Annotated in this window: 12 protein-coding genes, 1 tRNA gene and 1 pseudogene; 3 read left to right on the forward strand and 11 right to left on the reverse strand. The window is 62.5% G+C overall.

Going from position 1 to position 18,192, the window contains the following annotated elements; all coding sequences use genetic code 11:
- From G3N92_RS34880 to G3N92_RS06980, 3 genes and pseudogenes are all read right to left on the reverse strand, one after another.
- Positions 1 to 207 (reverse strand): annotated as a pseudogene (locus G3N92_RS34880) (hypothetical protein); the annotation flags it as partial.
- Positions 208 to 251: 44 nt separating this feature from the next.
- On the reverse strand, positions 252 to 1,241 hold the full coding sequence (locus G3N92_RS06975) for an alpha/beta fold hydrolase (RefSeq protein ID WP_206126729.1): 990 nt from the start codon (positions 1,239 to 1,241) through the stop codon (positions 252 to 254).
- Positions 1,242 to 1,358: 117 nt separating this feature from the next.
- Positions 1,359 to 2,822: a deoxyribodipyrimidine photo-lyase gene (locus G3N92_RS06980; protein ID WP_206126730.1), complete on the reverse strand. Its 1,464-nt coding sequence runs from the start codon at positions 2,820 to 2,822 to the stop codon at positions 1,359 to 1,361.
- 446 nt (positions 2,823 to 3,268) lie between these two features.
- On the opposite strand from G3N92_RS06980, the gene G3N92_RS06985 reads away from it, so the two are divergent.
- Both G3N92_RS06985 and G3N92_RS06990 read left to right on the forward strand, forming a co-directional pair.
- Positions 3,269 to 4,453: an alkane 1-monooxygenase gene (locus G3N92_RS06985; RefSeq protein WP_206126731.1), complete on the forward strand. Its 1,185-nt coding sequence runs from the start codon at positions 3,269 to 3,271 to the stop codon at positions 4,451 to 4,453.
- Positions 4,454 to 4,560: 107 nt separating this feature from the next.
- Positions 4,561 to 5,604: a fatty acid desaturase gene (locus G3N92_RS06990; RefSeq protein WP_339385833.1), complete on the forward strand. Its 1,044-nt coding sequence runs from the start codon at positions 4,561 to 4,563 to the stop codon at positions 5,602 to 5,604.
- 58 nt (positions 5,605 to 5,662) lie between these two features.
- Here G3N92_RS06990 and G3N92_RS06995 read toward each other — a convergent pair whose 3' ends face one another.
- Both G3N92_RS06995 and G3N92_RS07000 read right to left on the reverse strand, forming a co-directional pair.
- Entirely contained in the window at positions 5,663 to 7,108 is a 1,446-nt protein-coding gene (locus G3N92_RS06995) for an NAD-dependent succinate-semialdehyde dehydrogenase (protein WP_206126733.1), read from the reverse strand.
- A gap of 384 nt (positions 7,109 to 7,492) precedes the next feature.
- Positions 7,493 to 8,452 (reverse strand): AraC family transcriptional regulator, encoded by a 960-nt coding sequence (locus G3N92_RS07000; protein ID WP_206126734.1) that lies wholly within the window; start codon positions 8,450 to 8,452, stop codon positions 7,493 to 7,495.
- A 103-nt stretch (positions 8,453 to 8,555) separates the two neighbouring features.
- On the opposite strand from G3N92_RS07000, the gene G3N92_RS07005 reads away from it, so the two are divergent.
- A tRNA-Ser gene (locus G3N92_RS07005) sits at positions 8,556 to 8,645 on the forward strand.
- A gap of 83 nt (positions 8,646 to 8,728) precedes the next feature.
- On the opposite strand, the gene G3N92_RS07010 is transcribed toward G3N92_RS07005, so the two are convergent.
- The 6 genes from G3N92_RS07010 to G3N92_RS07035 all read right to left on the reverse strand — a co-directional run bounded on the left by G3N92_RS07010 (position 8,729) and on the right by G3N92_RS07035 (position 18,138).
- Positions 8,729 to 11,470: a hypothetical protein gene (locus G3N92_RS07010; protein WP_206126735.1), complete on the reverse strand. Its 2,742-nt coding sequence runs from the start codon at positions 11,468 to 11,470 to the stop codon at positions 8,729 to 8,731.
- Between the two features lie 727 nt (positions 11,471 to 12,197).
- A complete protein-coding gene (locus tag G3N92_RS07015; RefSeq protein WP_206126736.1) occupies positions 12,198 to 12,785 on the reverse strand; it encodes a recombinase family protein in 588 nt (195 codons plus the stop codon).
- Positions 12,786 to 13,385: 600 nt separating this feature from the next.
- Positions 13,386 to 14,411, reverse strand: coding sequence for a serine/threonine-protein kinase (locus G3N92_RS07020; protein ID WP_206126737.1), 1,026 nt, complete (start codon positions 14,409 to 14,411; stop codon positions 13,386 to 13,388).
- A 44-nt stretch (positions 14,412 to 14,455) separates the two neighbouring features.
- On the reverse strand, positions 14,456 to 15,505 hold the full coding sequence (locus tag G3N92_RS07025) for a serine/threonine-protein kinase (protein WP_206126738.1): 1,050 nt from the start codon (positions 15,503 to 15,505) through the stop codon (positions 14,456 to 14,458).
- Between the two features lie 10 nt (positions 15,506 to 15,515).
- Positions 15,516 to 16,634, reverse strand: coding sequence for a PP2C family serine/threonine-protein phosphatase (locus tag G3N92_RS07030; protein WP_277396140.1), 1,119 nt, complete (start codon positions 16,632 to 16,634; stop codon positions 15,516 to 15,518).
- 622 nt (positions 16,635 to 17,256) lie between these two features.
- A complete protein-coding gene (locus G3N92_RS07035; RefSeq protein WP_206126740.1) occupies positions 17,257 to 18,138 on the reverse strand; it encodes a hypothetical protein in 882 nt (293 codons plus the stop codon).
- Positions 18,139 to 18,192: the final 54 nt, after the last annotated feature.

The following is an 18,192-nucleotide window of genomic DNA, read 5'->3' on the forward strand; positions in this document are numbered from 1 at the left end:
GTGGGCCGGTGCGTCGAGCGGCGTGCCGAACGCGAAATCGACGCGCAGCAGCCCCACCCCGGCCCGCGCAGCCGCCTGCGGCACCGCCAGCGGCACGAGCCGGTGCGGCGCGATCGCGTCCTCGGCCGGCACGGCGGGAGCCGGCGCAGCGAGCGACGCGGACGGAACGAGCGAAGCAGACGAAGCGGAATCGGAGGCGAAAACCATGACGCGAAACGAGAGGTAAACGGGCGACGAACGGGAGGCCGATCTTACCGGATCGCGCCGGGCGGCAGCGCCGCCTCGGGCACCGGCACCGGCTGGCGCAGCACCTCGCCCGGCGCGCCTGCGGGCAAGGCCCCGTGACGCAGCCAATGCAGCGCAATGGGCCACAGGCTCGATTCGAAACGGCTGTGGAAAAACGCGAAATGACCGATTTCATCGACGCCGATCTGGCGCGGCGCGATGCGCAGATGCGTCACCGGGCTGTTGACGTAGTAGCCGAGCAGCCGCTCGGTGGCGGCGACGGTGCCGAACGGATCGTCGGTCACGCTGATCGCGAGCAGCGGCGCACGGAACCGCGTGAAGCGCTCGACCATCGCGCGCCGTTCCTCGTGCGTCTCGACGATCGGCGCGCGCACGTAGGTATCTTCGAAGCGCGGCCGGCTGCGGCTCCACGACAGCGCGACGCCCTTCGGCACGTCCTCCATCCAGCCGAGCCGGCGCGCGGGCAGATAGCCGAACAGGTGCGCCAGCAGCGGCATCGCCACGTGCCACTTCAGCGTCATGCGCAGCCGCGCGCCGGCCGCGTAATCGCGCCAGTGCGCCGTTTGGGAGCCGACCGTCACCGCACGCCGCACCCGGCCGTTCGACGCGGCCAGCCCGCAGGCGAAGCCGCCCACGCTGTGCGCCACGATGTCGATCGGCTGCCCCGGAAACTGCCCGATCGCATAGTTCAGCACCGCCTCGCTGTCGAGCCGCCCCCAGTCGAGCCAGTTGGCGCGCAGCGCCCGCAGCGAAGCCGGACGCGATTCGCCGATGCCGCGATAGTCGTAGACGAGCGCGTCGCAGCCCTGTGCGAACAGCCAGGCGGCGAACCGGAAGTAATAGCGGCAGCGCACGGCGGTCGCGCACTGCACGATCACCACGGGCCGCTCGGCGTCGGGCGCGCGGTGCCGCCAGGCAAAACCCTTCAGCACGAAGCCGTCGGCGGCCTGCACGGTGAACGGTTCGGGCGGCAGGCTCGGCGGAACGTCGGACATCGCGGTCTCCTCGGCTAACGGGTCGAGGCACTGTGCCACAAGCGTTCCGCCCGCGGCGCGCGGCGCGTGTACTGTCCGGTTCAACCCGGACACGGCCGCACGCGCCGCACCGATGCGTCAGCCCTTGGTGGCTTCCAGCGCGCCGAGCGCGCGCTTGCGCGCCATGTCGTGATCGACGATCGGCTCGGGATAGGTGTGGCCGAGCCGCACCCCGGCCGCCTCCAGCACCATCGGCTTGGCGCGCCACGGCTCGTGGATCGCGTCGGCCGGCAGGCGCGCCAGCTCGGGCACCCAGCGCCGCACGTAAGCGCCGTCCGGATCGAATTTCTTGCCCTGCGTGACAGGATTGAAGATGCGGAAATACGGCGCGGCGTCGGCCCCGCAACCGGCCACCCATTGCCAGTTCGCGGCGTTGTTGGCGATGTCGGCGTCGACCAGCGTGTCCCAGAACCAGCGCTCGCCGGCGCGCCAGTCGATCAGCAGATGCTTGATCAGGAACGAGGCCGTGACCATCCGCACGCGGTTGTGCATGAAGCCCGTGGCCCACAGCTCGCGCATGCCGGCGTCCACCAGCGGATAGCCGGTGCGGCCGCGGCACCAGGCCTCGAAGCCGGCGCTGTCGGTGCGCCACGGCATCGCGTCGAAACGGTCGCGATAGTTGCGGGTCGGCAGTTCGGGGAAGTGGAACAGCAGGCTCGTGTTGAATTCGCGCCAGCCCAGCTCGCTGACGAACTTCTCGATGTCGGCCGCCACCGCCGCCCCGCCCTCGCGCGACGCCGCCATCGCCGCGTGCCAGACCTGCCGCGCCGACAACTGGCCGAAGCGCAGGTACGGCGCGAGCCGGCTCGTGGCCGGCAGATCGGGGCGGTCGCGCTTCTCGCCGTAGCCGCGAATCGTCTTGTCGAGAAAGCGTTCGAGCAGATCGAACGCGGCGTCCTCGGTGGGCGTCCACGCCTCGCGCATGCCGCCCGCCCAATCGGGCTTGGTCGGCAGCAGGCCGAGCGCGTCGATGCCCACGGCGCGGCGCGCGATGGCCCCCGGCAGCGCGTGGAACGCCCATTCGGCCGGCTCCGGCTCCGGCGGCCGCACGTCGCCGCTGCGCAACGCCGCGCGCCAGTACGCCGTGAACACCTGGAACGCGCCGCCGCTGCCGGTCTGCAATTCCCAGGGCTCGCGCAGCAGCGCGCCGTTGAAGCTCTCGACCTCCAGGCCGGCGTCCTTCAGGTCGCGCTTGAGCGCGGCGTCGGTTTCGCGCGCGAGGCCGTCGTAGCGGCGGTTCCAGTAGATCGCGCCGGCGTCGAGCGCGCGCGCCAGTTCGGCGATCGTCTCGCGCTCGTTGCCCTCGAGCACCAGCAGGCTGCCGCCGTGCGCGGCCAGCGACGCGTCGAGCGCGCGCAGCGCGCCATCGAGCCACCAGAGCGCCGCGCCGCCGAGCGGGCGGGTGCCGTCGCGCTCGAACACGTAGACGCAGACGAACGGCCGGCCCGATTCCGCCGCCCGCGCGAGCGCCGGGTTGTCGGTGATGCGCAGGTCGTCGCGAAACCAGACGATCGCGGGTTGAACGGGGGATTCGGCAGACACGGGCAGGCTCCGGCATGAAGTGAATGAACGGGGATCGCGGCGGCCGGTGCGGCATGCTCACGGCGCGCGAACGGATCGGCGCCATTAAACCACGCAGGGGGCCAGAGCAAACGGGCATCGGCGGCCTGGCGCCGCGCGCGGCGGCACCTACCGGCTCGCGGAGCAATTTCCGGGCCGCGTTCGGCGCCGGCCGCCCAGCCCGGCCTCGGCCTGCCGCGCGATTCGTCCGACGAGACGCGCCGGGTTCGCGCCCACCGCCTTCGTTTCAATCGCCCGATGCGCCCCCGCTGCGAGGCCGCGCCGCCGCCGGCCCGGCGTTTGGAGTTCCGCGCCTAGACGCGCGCTTGGCGCGGCGCACGCCGAACCCTTATAAATCAAGCACAACACGAGACCCGCGAGGGCCGGCCGGCGCGCATGCCTGACCGGGTGAAAACAGGAGGGAGACAATGGCTGATCCGCAAACGGCAAGCGTCGGCTGGACCGACCGCAAGCGTTATTGGTGGCTGCTCGGCGCGTTGACGATCACGCTGCCGATGTTCTCGGCGGGCTTCGCGATCGCGACCGGCTGGCCTATCTTCTGGTGGTTCGGGCCGCTGTTCGCGTTCGGCGTGATCCCCGTGCTCGACTGGCTGATCGGCGACGACGTCGACAACCCGCCCGACGCGCAGGTGGCCGTGCTCGAAAACGACCGCTATTACCGGCGCGTCGTGTATCTGGCGACGTTCGTGGTGTACGTGTCGTTCGCCGCGGCGATGTGGGTGCTGCGCCACGTCGCGCTGACCTGGTACGACTACGTGGGCTTCGCGATGTCGCTCGGCGCGGCCACCGGCATCTCGATCAACACCGCGCACGAGCTCGGCCACAAGACCACGCGCCGCGAGCGCTGGCTCGCCAAGATCACGCTCGCGCCAGTGGCCTACGGGCACTTCTTCGTCGAGCACAACCGCGGCCATCACGTGCGCGTCGCCACGCCGAACGATCCGGCCAGCGCGCGCTTCGGCGAATCGTTCTGGGCCTTCCTGCCGCGCACCGTGGCGGGCAGCATCGCGTCGGCCTGGCGGCTCGAACGCGACCGGCTCGCGCGCGACGGGCGCAGCGTGTGGTCGCCGCGCAACGAGGTGCTGCATGCGTGGGCGATGACGGCCGCGCTGTGGGCCGCCGCGATCGTCTATGGCGGGCCGCGCGCGATTCCGTTCCTGCTGATCCAGGCCGCGTACGGCGCGTCGCTGCTCGAGGTGGTGAACTACGTCGAGCACTACGGGCTGGGCCGCCGCCTGTTGCCGAGCGGCCGCTACGAGCGCTGCTCGCCCGAGCACTCGTGGAACAGCAACCACGTGGTGACCAATCTGTTCCTCTACCAGCTTCAGCGCCATGCCGACCATCATGCCAACCCGACGCGCTCCTACCAGGCGCTGCGCCATTTCGATCATTCGCCGCAATTGCCGTCCGGCTACGCGACCATGATCCTGTTCGCCTACCTGCCGCCGCTGTGGTTCCGCGTGATGAACCCGCGCGTCGTCGCGCATTACCGTGGCGACATGCAGCACTCGAACATCAAGCCGTCGATTCGCGCGCGCGTGCTCGCGCGCTACGGCGCCGACGCGCCGGCGGCCTCGGGAGCGACCGGTTGAGCACGACGTCACGCAACGACACTCGCGCGGGCGGCCCGGCCCGTGTCTCGCCCTCGCGCTCGCCCTCACCCTCGCCGCACGGCTCGCCTGCCGAACGCGCGGCGTTCATCCGCCTGCGCGTCAACGCCGCCAGCGACGCCTGGCGCGCCCGCCTGCCCTGGCTCGCGCATCAGGACGCGATCGGCGCGGCGATCATGGCGCTGGCGCTCGCGGTCATGCTGGCCGGCGCGTGGCTCTATCTGCGCGGCGCGATCGCCTGGTACGTGGCGCTGCCGCTCGCGGCGTTCGCCTCGTCGCTGATCCACGAACTCGAGCACGACCTGATCCACACGATGTATTTCCGGCGCCAGCGGCTCGCGTGGCATCTGATGATGGCGCTCTGCTGGCTCGCGCGGCCCGGCACCGTGAGCCCGTGGCTCAGGCAGCGGCTGCATCTGCATCACCATCTGCATTCGGGCGATGAGTCGGATCTCGAGGAAATCGCCATCACCAACGGCGAGCGCTGGGGCCTGCGACGCCTGCTGATGCTCGCCGACGGCATCCTCGCGATCGCGCTGCGGCCGCGCCGGATGCTGCGCGCCTACCGGCGTTACCGGGCCGCGCGCAGCGCGGAGCCGGCGGGCGCGGCGGCTTCGTGGCTGGCCGACGGGCCCGCGTATTTCCCGCTCGGCTATCTCCACTACGCGCTCTGGTACGCGTTCCTGATCGGCCATGCCTGGCTGCTGGCGCAGGCCGTGATCAGCCTGCCCGGCGCGGCGTTTCCCGATGCGTGGCGCCCGGCGCTGCACGTCGTCGATCTGCTCGTGGTGACCTGGGTCGGGCCGCACGTGCTGCGCAGCTTCTGCCTGAACTTCGTCAGTTCGAGCCTGCACTACTTCGGCGACATCGACTCGCGCAACGTGATCGAGCAGACGCAGGTGCTGAACCGTTGGTGGCTCGCGCCGTTCCAGCTGTTCTGCTGCAATTTCGGCTCGACGCACGCGATCCATCACTACGTGGTGCGCGATCCGTTCTATCTGCGGCAACTGACGGCGCGCGCGGCCCACGCCGCGATGCGCGAGGCCGGCGTGCCGTTCAACGATGTCGGCACGTTCCGGCGCGCGAACCGGCGCGGGCCGCCGCGCGCGGCATCGCTCCCGCGGCAGGCATAAAAAACGCGCCCCGCAGGGCGCGTTTTCCGGTGCATCGCGTGATGCGTCAGGCCATCGCTCAGGCCGCCGTGACTTGCACGGCCTTCGTCACGAGGTACGGCTCGAGCGCTTCCGGGCCGCCTTCCGAGCCGTAGCCCGAATCCTTGACGCCGCCGAACGGCATTTCCGGCCAGGGCGTGGCCGGCTGGTTGATCCAGAGCATGCCGACTTCGAGGCGCTGCGTCAGCAGATGCACGTTCTTGAACGCGCTCGTGAACGCATAACCGGCCAGGCCGTACGGCAGGCGGTTCGCCTCGGTGATCGCATCTTCCAGCGAATCGAAACCGCGGATCGCCGCGATCGGGCCGAACGGCTCGTTGTTGAACACATCGGATTCGAGCGAGACGTCGGTCAGCACGGTCGGCGCGAAGAAGTTGCCTTCGCTGCCGATGCGCTCGCCGCCCGTGGCGATCTTCGCGCCCGTCTTGCGCGCGTCGTCCACCACCTTCGCCATCGCCGTCAGACGGCGCGAATTGGCGAGCGGCCCGAGTTGCGTGCCGGCGGCCAGGCCGTCGCCGACCTTCAGGCTTTCGGCGTGCTTGACCAGCGCCTGCGCGAACGCGTCGCGCACGCTGTTGTGGACCAGGAAACGCGTCGGCGAGATGCAGACCTGGCCGGCGTTGCGGAACTTCGCGCCGCCGGCGGCCTTGACGGCCAGTTCCACGTCCGCGTCTTCCGCGACGATCACCGGGGCGTGGCCGCCCAGTTCCATCGTGGCGCGCTTCATGTGCAGACCGGCCAGCGCGGCCAGTTGCTTGCCGACCGGCGTCGAGCCCGTGAACGTGACCTTGCGGATCACCGGGTGCGGGATCAGGTAGTTCGAGATCTCGGCCGGATCGCCGTAGACGAGGCCGACCACGCCGGCCGGCACGCCTGCATCGACGAACGCGCGCAGCAGTTGCGCCGGCGAGGCCGGAGTTTCTTCCGGCGCCTTGACGAGGAACGAGCAGCCCGTGGCCAGCGCGGCGCTCAGCTTGCGCACCACCTGGTTGACCGGGAAGTTCCACGGCGTGAACGCGGCGACCGGGCCGACCGGCTCCTTGACCACCGTCTGCTGCACGTTCAGGTTGCGCGGCGGCACGATGCGGCCGTAGACGCGGCGGCCTTCGTCGGCGAACCATTCGATGATGTCGGCGGCCGACATCACTTCGATCTTCGCTTCGGCGAGCGGCTTGCCCTGTTCCTGCGTCATCAGTTGCGCGATCGCGTCGGCGCGCTCGCGCACCAGTGCGGCGGCCTTGCGCATCACGCCGGCGCGTTCGTACGCCGGCACCTTGCGCCAGGCTTCGAAACCGCGCTGGGCGGCGTCGAGCGCACGGTCGAGATCGGCGATGCCGGCGTGGGCCACCTTGCCGATCACCTTGCCCGTCGCCGGGTTGACCACGTCGATGGTCTTGCCGCTCGCGGCGTCGCACCACTCGCCGTTGATGAGAAGCTGGGTGTCCGAATAATTCGTAGTCGTCATCTGGGTATCCACCTGATCGAGAAAAGGAGCGGCCAATGCGTGATGCATGCGCCGGCGCGCTTGCCGGCGCGGTGTGCGCCGGTTGCGGTTTGCCAACCGGGCGCACGGTGACGGCATGACGGGCCGGACCTGTGTCATGCCGTTGCGGGATGAAGCGGCGGGATAGCGATGCGTGGCCGGGCAGCTTGCACCGGCACAGTGCAGCGCCAATCCGCGCGAAGCCGTAAGCGTACAACGTTCGAAGAAAGTCTGCGTGACACGGAACCGCATGAATCGCGACGAATTCCCACACATGGGCACGCCAGAGCGGGACGTACGGGTATATCGGCGAGACGAACGGCGCAGAGCGCGGCGGCCCGCGATGGCAGACAGAGGATCTGCGCCTCAGGTTCGGGCCGCCTCGCCTTCCGTCGGCGCATCGCGCTCGCGAACACGGCTTTGCGTGCGCCATTGCGCCGGCGTCAGGCCGGTTTGCCGCTTGAAGACGCGCTGGAACGCCGCGTCCGATCGGTAGCCGACGCGCTCGCCGATCTCCGCCACCGCCATGCCGCCCTCGGCCAGCATGCGGCCCGCCATCGTCATGCGGATCTCCGTCAGCAGATCGCTGGCCGAACGGCCGATCGCTTCGTCGAAGTGGCGTGCGAACGTGGCGCGCGACATATGGCAAAGCGCCGCCAGTTCCGGCAACGACCACGGATGCCCGGGCGCGTCGAACATCGCCGACAGCGCCGGTTGCAAGCGCGGCCGCGCGGCCAACGCCAGCAGCCCGCGCGGCGGCTCGCCCGATTCGCTCGCAAAGCGCATCGCCAGCGCGAACAGCGCGCCCGACAGGTGATTGACGAGCGCCATGCTGCCCGGGCCAAGCTCGTTCGCTTCCTCGCGCATCAGCTCGACGAGCCGCGTCAGCCGGTTGCCGGCCGGCGCCTCGCCCGCCGTGCGGATCAGCAGGCGGCCCGGCAGATGATCGCGGATCAACTGGCGCGGCATGGCGGGCAGCAGGAAGCGGCCGCACAGCACGTCGGCCCGGGCGCCGCCGCCGTCGTTCGACACCAGCTCGAAACCCGCGATGAACTGCTTCGCCGACGGGATCGACCGCGCGCCGCTGCCGTCGTGCAGCACGTGCTCCGCGCCCGCCGGCAACATCACGATATCGCCGGCGCGCATTGCCAGCGGCGGGCCGGCGTCGTCCTCGAACACCGCTTCGCCGCTCAGCAGCACGTGATAGTGGATTTCGCGCGCGGTGCCCTCCCCGCTCTCGATACGCCACGGCGCGCCGAAATGACAGCGCGCGTCGAGTTGCCCGCTGACGGGCATCAGATCCAGCAGGCGGCTCAGCAGATCCATCGGGGGTCCGGTTGGGGTGAAGGGGGCTCAGTTCATCACATAAACGGTCACCGCGAGAGAGTGGCGGGACGCTTGGGGAGTCTGCTATACTCTCGCTCTTGCTGGAGAGATGGATGAGTGGTTTAAGTCGCACGCCTGGAAAGCGTGTATAGGTTAATGCCTATCGGGGGTTCGAATCCCCCTCTCTCCGCCAGAATGTAGGAAAAAGCCCCGTAAATTCAAGGATTTACGGGGCTTTTTGTTTTGGGACTATCAAAACAACTATCAAACGCTTGGCTACCCTTGTCTCGCACGTCGATACAGATTGACCACGCTGCGCCGAGCACCCGTGTGCCGCAAGCCCAAGCCCCGTCGAAACAATTCAGGGACTTCGTAAGGAGCAGACTCTCCGAAAACGATGCCATGGCGAATCAGAGCTTGGACCTCCGAATTGTCGAGACCAATCTCAGCTATCTCTTCGTTGCCAAGCGGCGCCGCCACTTGGTCGGCCCGTGCTCTAAATTTGGCAAATGTCGGCGCGAGCTCGGATATTTCTTCTTCCGTTTCTTGAACCTTTGCATCGCTGGTAGGTTCTATCGCACTTCTCAGCGCGCGAGGTACTAGTAACCTTCCAGGATACATCGCGACTTCGTCACCTTGCGGCGTAACAGTTGCAGCGTTGGCCAGCAAGCGGACGAGGTCTCTAGGCACTAATCGGCCACGGAGATCAGAAAGCACAGCGATAATCCACGTCGCAGTGTATGCCTCTCTTGTACGCTTTCCGGGTATATCGTCTGGACCCAACTTTCGCCCCCAAAGGGGCTCCAGACGGCCCGTCTTTTCGGAAAGGCTCAACGCCCCAAATTCAGAAGACCACAAATCAGGTAGAGCGTTGGATTGTGTGGCCAACCACGCTGCCAGTTCAAGTACGTCGTCCTCGGTCCATGTGAGTGCAAATGCTGCATACTCTCTACGATATTGATCGAGGTTTTGCTTGACCGCCGCCTCAACCGTGTCTCTCCGTGAAAAGACTACCGCACCGAGCGGCCGACGCGCTTCGGAACGAAGCTTTTGCGGGAGCGATACCAAAACTGCCCGCATCGCCGTATCTACTCCGGGATCACCTGGCGTTGTGTACAGTTCCTCCAGGCCTTCTATAATTGCGACGACAGTTCGGCCCGAAGCACGAAGATGCTCGATGAACTCGTTCCCTGCGCCCGGTACTCCCGGCTTAAATCCCGCGCTCCAAGCTGCGACGTCCATCCAAATCCCGACCCACGTTTGCTCGCTATGACCCGCTCCGAACTGCTCCTTCAACCACGCGGTGGTTTCGTAAATCTTCACCGGCGTGCCCAGTCCCAGAAGTGAAGCCGCCACGACCCGCGCCTCATCTGCCTCCGCTTGAAACTTCGCACTAGATTGGATCGATGCACACACCGGAACCAAAACTGATGCGATGGCGCCTTGTCGGCCCGAAAGTTCAAAAACAGCTTTGTCCCATTGCCCTTGTGCGATAAAGAACCGAGCTGCAAGGGTTTTCCCGGTTCCCTTCGCCCCCTCACTGACGGCAATCGGCACTTCGGATTGAAAACGTTGGGTCAACGCAGCGAGAGACTGAGTGACCAAAGGCTTCGGAACCTGCCCAACAGCATTTTCTGCCGCAATAAGCTGATCCGCGTAAACCGCGAGTTCGCGACGGGCCGCCTCCGGCGGCGTTGATTCGACTCGCAGCGCGTCTTCACTTTCGCGAGCCAACGCAGGCCCGAGTTCAGTAGAAATCCACTGATCGATGCCAGGTCCAATTATCTTTGCGAAGCCGCTACCTGCAATCTGCTCAATATAGCTATTCCACTCACCCGATAAAACCTGAATATCAGGCAATTCCGGAACTTCGACTTGGAGAAATGGGTCTAGCTCAACCAAATCATCATATATGCCTTGCGATGCGGCTGTCTCCTCAGGCTGATCAGATACCAAGCTCGACAGCAGATCTGAAATGAGCGGTTCAATTAGCCGCTTATCCATACCAGTTTGTTTGAATACGGCCGGTACGCGGTTGATAACTAGCAGTGGTCGCCTGAGATATCCACCAGATCTACGCATTTCCCTCGACAAAAAGCGAATCAAACCTCCAGTGGCCCTTATTGACTGATCTGCCAATGTCGTTACAAGGATAGGAGATACATTGGGGTCCATGGCGAGATTCACACCCAAAGGCACTAGCCCAGCTCTCACATCGACGACTACTCCTCCGCAGCCGAGCTTTGCCGCGATTCGCGACAAAATGTCCGCAAGTGCATAGGGCCGCTCCGGCGTCGCGAGGTGTTCTGGGCGAATTGACGAACTCGCGAGTTCGTCAATTTCGCGCCGTAGCGGAAGAACAAATAGGTCGCCGGGAATCGCGTGATCGCGCAGTCTCTCGGCAACAAATGAGATCGTTTCTGGGCAGTCCGCATCGTCCTCAGAGTGCGCAAGGGTAATCACGTCTTCCAAAGAAATTTTTGGGGTACCGGCGTACGCTTGGAACAGGTAACTGATGCCCGGGGCCTCAAGGTCGGCGTCAACCAACAGAATTGGCTGACTTATTGTCGTGGCCCAGCGTAGTGCGAAAGCGGTTGCCGTTGTGGTACGCCCAGTTCCACCCTTCACGCTCAGTGCAGCGACAACCGGTACAGGTCGAAGCGCCACCTCGAATTGACATGGTTGTGAGAATTCGATCACGCCATCAACGATGCCGAATGACTGGCGGGAAACCATTCCATCATCGGCAACTGCCGTTTCCACAGTCAGTTCGGCTGCGTGTGGTGGACCGTCCAGTTCGAGCCGAAGCGGCTGCCTACGCACTCGTGAGGGAAAAACCTCCTCGAGCCAAGCGGCGACCAGTTCTTCGTCAACCGATGCACGAGTCTCGAGAAGCATACCGAACCAGCCGACTCTCGCGCGAATAATCGACTGCGGAAATCCTAGCGAGTTCGGAACCAACGTTGCGAGGCGTCTCGCAACGTCCATCCATGTCAACGGCGGCTGATGGGTGTTCATGTGTTTTTCGTGCACCACTCAATTAATGAAAACAACCATACACAAAGGGCCTCAGTGTTCCTAACCTTTTCGCCGTAACGCCAAGCCTGATGCAGTACGCTGACGTCGCCGCGGGTTCCCGTTCGTACCAGTTCCACGGCCGGGGGAGTGCCAATGCTTGAACGCGGTATGTTCAATGCGTGGATCAAACCCAAGAGGTTGTGGACGAAGCTCCTCGCCGACGAAGCCAAGCTGCGGGCCTCATCGGCGTAGCGCAAGTTGTTCCGGAACATGTACGCTGACTTTAATCCACATTCCGCCGCATAGAATAAAAGAAGCGCAGCCGAGTCTTGATCGTGTGGCATCTCTCGATGTGCTGACGCCGCCAGTTCTGCGGCCCTCCGTTTTAATGCTAGTGCTGGCGGATTAATCACGGCGTTGTCCAATTCTTGTAGCAGCAAACGCATCCGGCGGCTGCAAGTTTGCCCGCCTCAACCGAGTTCATCGGTGCGCCCGAAACTTTAGCAGGGCCACTTCGGTAAGAGCAACCTCCTCGGCTGGACGCACCTGCATGCCGAAATCGGACTACCTACGCAGCCCGCTCACAACGGGACGTCACGATCGGCAATCAGTCGGCCGATGAACTACTGCGCTGGCGGTATTCGGCAACGCGGCCAGGCAAATAGGACTGCAATCGCTGTTTGCCCGTGGCTCTGATTTCCACGATTGATACTGGCCCGGATGTCGTTTACTCGGCGCATGCCCGCTTAACGGTCGCTGTACCGATGCCGAACTCTTCGGCTGTTTTGCTGATAGTCGCGCCGTGCTCGACCCGCCATGTCTTGATGGCTGCATAGTCATGGGACCGAGCGCGCCCCCTGTATTTTCCTTCCGCCTTGGCGATCGCCACGCCCCGGCGCTGCATCTCTACCCGATTGCGATAGTCCGCTTCGCCCTGTGCCGCCATGAATGCCAGAACGGCGTCCCGCGTCGCTTTTTCGATGGGATCTTTGGCTTTCCCGTCGAACGTCATCCCGTTTAGTGTGCATTCGACACGAACACCGAGGTCCATCAACCGGTGCATGGTCCGGTGTAACTCATCGTAGCGGCGGCTGATCCGGTCAAGCCAGCGCACTATGAGGACGCCGCCGTGCCGTAGATCGTGCTCCGCTTTGCGCCACTGCTCCCGCTCGTCAGGCGCAACGTGATAGCCGCTAACGCCCTCGTCAATAAAAACGTCCTTGTCGAGTACGCCGTGGGCTTTGGCGTCGTCGTACTGGCTCGCCGAGGACTGGCCGTCCGTGGTCGAAATCCGCCCGTAGTAGAGCTTGCGCATGATTTTGTACAGATCATTTGACTATGTGGATCAATTATAACATGGATCAAATTGATGGTTGACTCTATTGATCCACGCTCCGATCCCTGCGACGCTAGCTCGTTGCGGTGTACCCATTTGATCCACGCTTAATCACGCTAATGCTCAGCGTAGAGCGTCCGAGTTCAACAATCGCTTGTGGCAAATGACTTCAGCCGTCAGGCCGGATTCGGTCAGCGTCCGCCGCGTTGCGCTATGGACGTGTCAATCATTCGATCGGTTGCTGTACACCGACTTGAGACATTATGACCTTAGAAAAACTAGAAATGCGCCGCAACTTCAGGCCGGCTGCGTGCACCGCACAATCCGGAACGGGCAAGCGCGAGGCCCTTGCTGTCGACGAATGTGGCCGTCGTTGCACAAATTCAAACGCCGCTGGGGGAGCAGCATTTCAACGGACTGCCGAGAACGATACGATCAGTGCTTCAAACTCTTAGTAATTCGAGAGCAATCGATTGAGAACCAGCCCGTAGTGGCTGAACGAAATATGTGCGCTGTCTCGGGGCCTTATATCTTCTCGATACGATAGTTCTTGGGCCTCCGAGACGAGAATCGTCAATTTCAGCCTCGGCGTATCAGCATGACTGGGTGCGCGCGAAAGGCGCCATCACCATCGAAGCTCGAAAAAACGACTTGATCGTTAACTTTTGGCTTATCTCCGTAGACACTTGAATTGTGAAAAAAAACATCGGCTCCGCCGCAGTTGATGAATCCCCACGCATCGTAGCGGATATCCTTAACTCGACCTCGATATCGCAGCGTTACGGGATAACATAATTCACCGCAGAGCTGGACGAGTTCATCCGCAGTCGGCCGGTTCAACGGGTCTTTCGCCATGCATCGATGGACGAGCGCAATCAGCCTGGTTGAAAGCGGGGAAAATTGCGGGTTTGACGTCACGAATGCAGGAAATACTGGCGGCGCAGCCTCAAGAATCTTTGCGACGACGCGCAAACCGACGCCATACGGTGTCTCTCCGGTCATCAGGTGATACATCATTGCGCCGATGGACCAAATGTCGGCAGGGCGTCCGACGTCCCTGGGTGTGTCTATGGCTTCGGGAGCCATGTAGGGAAGCGCGCCGAGAGCTGTTCTAGAGGTCGTAATCGTCGAACTGCCACCTTCCACGGCCTCGACAATCTCCTCCTCTGCCATCTTCGCAATCCCGAAGTCCGTGACCTTCAACTCCACCACACCGAGACCACCTGTCGACATGATGTTAGTCGGCTTTAGGTCTCGGTGAACGACTCCGGCGTGGTGAGCAGCCGCTACGCCCTTCGCGATATGGTGGAAAATCTTCGCCGCCAGATACGGATCAACGTGCTTCACCTCGCTCAACAGGGCACGGTCGAGGTCAGTTCCTTCGATTAGTTCTTCAATCAGGAACAGCTGTTCGTCGACCTCAAGGTAATCCAATGTTTTAGCGACGTTCGGATGATTTACGCTGGCCGAAAGCACGGCACTTCGCTTGAACCGTTTGCTCGCCGCACTGTTTTTTGGTGTCTTCAAAGCTACGTCGCGGTCAAGGACGCGGTCGTGCGCTCTGTAGACATACTGCATGCCGCCCTCACCCAAGTAACCGATCACCGTGTATCGGGCACCGACGCAGGTTCCATCCTTTAAGGGGCCACTCATAGAACAATCTCCGGCTGAGATAAGTCGAACGTGATGTATTTGCGATCTCGCGACTGCGGTTCTCCAAGCGCCACCACGCATGATCCAGGCAAAATCATGCCTTGTTCGGCATCACGATTGTTAATAGCGACTGCACCAGAAAATTCCATGACTTGAAACGTGAGTCCGTCATAACGGATCCTCAACATCCCAGCTCCCTGCAAGTTCAGGCGCACCTCCCGATTCGTTGAATTGAGGGTAGAAGAGCGATTCTGGAATACTACTACCGCCTGGTGCCTGTCTCTCAACAAATAGCGGGCCAAAACATCGCGCACCTCCGACATGATCGGCCGTTCCTCCGGAATTTCCCTCAAACACAGATTCAGGATCTGAGCGACAGGAAGCGGAATTTCGACGTCAGCAAAAAAATTGATGCCCCCCAGCCGAGGCGGCATAGCCTTTAGCTCCGCGGGCAGGTTTTGTTTCGCAAGGTACAAAGCTGTAACACCGAACGCGTAAACGTCGACTGCTTTTGTGAAGCGCACATCTGCGAACCGATACAACTCTGGAGCTGCAAAATGCGGTGTGCCAACAAAACCTTGGGTCTTTGCATCTTTGCCATCGTCACGTGCCAACCCAAAGTCATAGATCTTAACTATACCCTCGGGGTCGAGGCGCATGTTGTTGGGTTTGATGTCGCGGTGGATTACGTCTATGGCGTGAATGTCAGCGATCCCGGCTGCAACTTGCCAGATGGCGCGCATGTAGAGGTCTGGCGTACCAAATGGCAACTTGATATCGAGAAGGTCCGTCCCGTTGATGAACTCTTGAACGATTCCGACTTCTTTGCCATCGGAAACAATGTCGAAAACCTGCACGACATGTTTCGAACGCATTTTTAGGAGGGCTTTCAGCTCATCAACTATTCGACGTTGATCTTGGGCATTAGCGATAAACTTGATTGCAACTTTACGGTCGAGATGCGTATCGTCGCAAAAAATGACGGACCCCATGCCGCCCGCAGCGTGTCGTCCATCCGCCACGTACCTCTCAGGTAATTTATTCATTTCTTGACAATCACCGGCCAGATGATTTATTCGGAAAATCAATGATCAACTGCGGAGCATTTGGCTTGTCTTCTCCTTTTACCTCCGCACTAGGCGTGCCCGTCCCTCCCATTGCCCCGCTATCTTTCTCCTGCCGCATCGCAGGGGAGGTTTTATTTTTCTGCTTACGAGGTGCTCTCGACTTCTTCGTCGCGACTTTCTCCACCTTCGGAGTCGGTGGCACGATCCGTGAGTTTTCAACAACGACTTTCGGAGGCTGTTTCGCGAAGATCACGCATTGCACGTCGCCAAACGGGTCCCATACTTCGACCGCTAAGTAGGCATCGTCCGCCAAGTCAGAAATCGGCGCCGGTGGTGCTAGCACTAATGCAGCGCTCGCATTGTCGTGTCCTCCGCTCCATTTCGCGAGGTCGACGAGTCGCTTCATTCCTATTGGCGGCTCGGGGGCATGCGACATCACCGCTTCCATTGACTCCTTCGGCAGAAAATGCACTCCGTCTGACGTCAGTAGAAAGCCCGTCGTCCCAAAATCATTCTCTGTTTCGAAGACATGCGGCTCGATTTCCCGGCCTATGCCTACAAACTGTAGAAGCTCGTTGCTTCCGATTCCTTCGCTTTTTCGATTCAGCTGTCCCGCAAGCGTATCGTCGGTCGTCAGTTGTTGGAGGAGTCTCCATCCAAAGCGATAGATGCGACTATCGCCGACGTTCACAGCGAAGATTTTACCGCTTTGGGTTGCAAGAATGGCGCTCAGTGTCGCCCCACCGCCTCCACTAAACCGTTCGTGTACCGTTCGATTGGCGGCGAGCACTGCAGCAAGAAGTCGGGATTCGTAATCCTTGCCGGTCGAGCTCGCGAAATCCGCGAAGAACCTGGCAAGAACCATCGCCGCGCATTGACCGCCGTCGCGCATTCCACCCATTCCGTCTGCGAGCGCTACCAGGACGACACTGCTTGCGTCGCTATCGCGAAAACGCATTGCGCCTACGCGATCCTGGTTTTCTTCGCGAACGAGGCCAATGTCGCTAGCTAGCGCAATCTGTGAGTCCGAAGTGCGTCGCACGCCGGAGTTTGCTGTCTTCCGTGCGAACCAACGTTCGAGGGTTGTATATAGAGAATCTAGCGTCATGCTCTAGGGTTTATTGATCACACGTCTATCCCACAAGAATTCGAGCGCTCTTCAACGCAACGCTGCACACCCCGGGTTCTGCCTTCATTGTGCCACGCGTCTGAAGTTTAGATGAAATGTAGATCGCGAAATTGCAGCACGCATAGCCACTGATAAGACGAGTCCGGCCGGCGAGCGGGCACAAAGAGGCGACGACAATGGTGACATAGCCTCACCGTTCGCCGTCAAATCGGCCACCAGCTGCGTTTTACCGAAGAATGGTCACCGACGTTTAGAACAAACGTCTTCTGGAAAAGGGCACGAAGGACTGCAATGGGTCGACTAAGGTCGGCCGCACTTGGTTGCTTGCGGCCAAAAGCGGCCATCTGGATACTACGGCTAAACGACCGTTGAACTGTAATTAGCGGACGTGCGCGAGGAGAGTCGAAAAGGACTCGTACAAACGCCTAATGCGTCTTGATCCGCGGCCGAAACGCTTTGTGTGAACGCCGCCGATACTCAAAAGCGCACCTCCAGTTTCCGTTCAACGGCGCCGTCCGTGCATGTCCTCACGGACGATGCGAAGGGGCGGCAGGACCTGTGCGTCAGAGGGGGAAAGCCACGGCGCGTGGCGCCGATCCGCTTATGGTGCGCCCAGTAACATGTTGTTGAGCGCCGTCTTGCTGGGGACCTCGCCCTCCTCGACCATCCGCACGAGCACCCGTTGCAGGATGTTGAACGTCTGAACGAGGTGCATGGTGTTGTGCTTCGGTTTCCCGTGCGCCGCGGCGGACCGTTTGTCGTACAGGTCGAAAATCTCGCGTTGGAGAGCCAGCCGCGGTTCACCGGGTGGGTGCACGTACGACGCGATGAGCACCGACACGCGGAACCGCAGTTCCGACGTGGAGGGCGAGAACAGCGCTTCGAGCGCGCCCCACAGCGACACGAGCGTCAGCGCGTGGTGCGGGACAAACGTGGACAGTTCGAACGCTTCCATCGCCAGGCGGAAGTCCGCGTGCGATGCCATGAGCGCGACGGCGTTCGACCAGTATTTGCGCACCCAATCGAGGTGCGCCGCCTCGTTGCCGGGGTTCCCCAGAGCCAGTTCGACGTATTGCTTCGTGGATTCGACGGGCGTGAGACAGATCTCCTGATCCGGCAGCGACGCTACCTCGGAGAGGGAATGCGTCGATTGCACGAGAAAGCGAATAATCGGATTGACGAACAGCCGCAGCACGCTAGTGATAGTGCGAGCGACCTCGTACGGTGTTAGATCCCCTGGTGGCTTATAGCAGCTGGGGATGACCAGTTCCACGTGGACGTCGAATCTGTCGTGACGGGACATCGCCTTCCACGGGCCCGGGTGATGCTTGCCCGGCGCCTCGGGCGGGTTGAACGCCATCGTGTACGAACTCATGAGGTGCGCATACGTGCGACGCAGGACTAAACCTTGCCCGAGGTCGATCTCGTCCTTGCCGGGCGGCAGGTGCAAGCCGGCGATCCCGGCGTAGAACGTCGCGTTCATGCGGGGTAGTCGTCAGGTGTGGATAGAGCCCTTAGCCTCAGGGTCTGAGATGGC

Source organism: Burkholderia sp. Ac-20379, from assembly GCF_017104645.1.
Classification (GTDB): domain Bacteria; phylum Pseudomonadota; class Gammaproteobacteria; order Burkholderiales; family Burkholderiaceae; genus Burkholderia.

Bases quoted from the DNA above. Each gene is read 5' to 3' on its own strand.
- G3N92_RS06975 (WP_206126729.1), bottom strand. From the start codon at position 1,241: ATGTCCGACGTTCCGCCGAGCCTGCCGCCCGAACCGTTCACCGTGCAG.
- G3N92_RS06985 (WP_206126731.1), top strand. From the start codon at position 3,269: ATGGCTGATCCGCAAACGGCAAGCGTCGGCTGGACCGACCGCAAGCGT.
- G3N92_RS06995 (WP_206126733.1), bottom strand. From the start codon at position 7,108: ATGACGACTACGAATTATTCGGACACCCAGCTTCTCATCAACGGCGAG.
- G3N92_RS07000 (WP_206126734.1), bottom strand. From the start codon at position 8,452: ATGGATCTGCTGAGCCGCCTGCTGGATCTGATGCCCGTCAGCGGGCAA.
- G3N92_RS07010 (WP_206126735.1), bottom strand. From the start codon at position 11,470: ATGAACACCCATCAGCCGCCGTTGACATGGATGGACGTTGCGAGACGC.
- G3N92_RS07015 (WP_206126736.1), bottom strand. From the start codon at position 12,785: ATGCGCAAGCTCTACTACGGGCGGATTTCGACCACGGACGGCCAGTCC.
- G3N92_RS07025 (WP_206126738.1), bottom strand. From the start codon at position 15,505: ATGAATAAATTACCTGAGAGGTACGTGGCGGATGGACGACACGCTGCG.
- G3N92_RS07030 (WP_277396140.1), bottom strand. From the start codon at position 16,634: ATGACGCTAGATTCTCTATATACAACCCTCGAACGTTGGTTCGCACGG.
- G3N92_RS07035 (WP_206126740.1), bottom strand. From the start codon at position 18,138: ATGAACGCGACGTTCTACGCCGGGATCGCCGGCTTGCACCTGCCGCCC.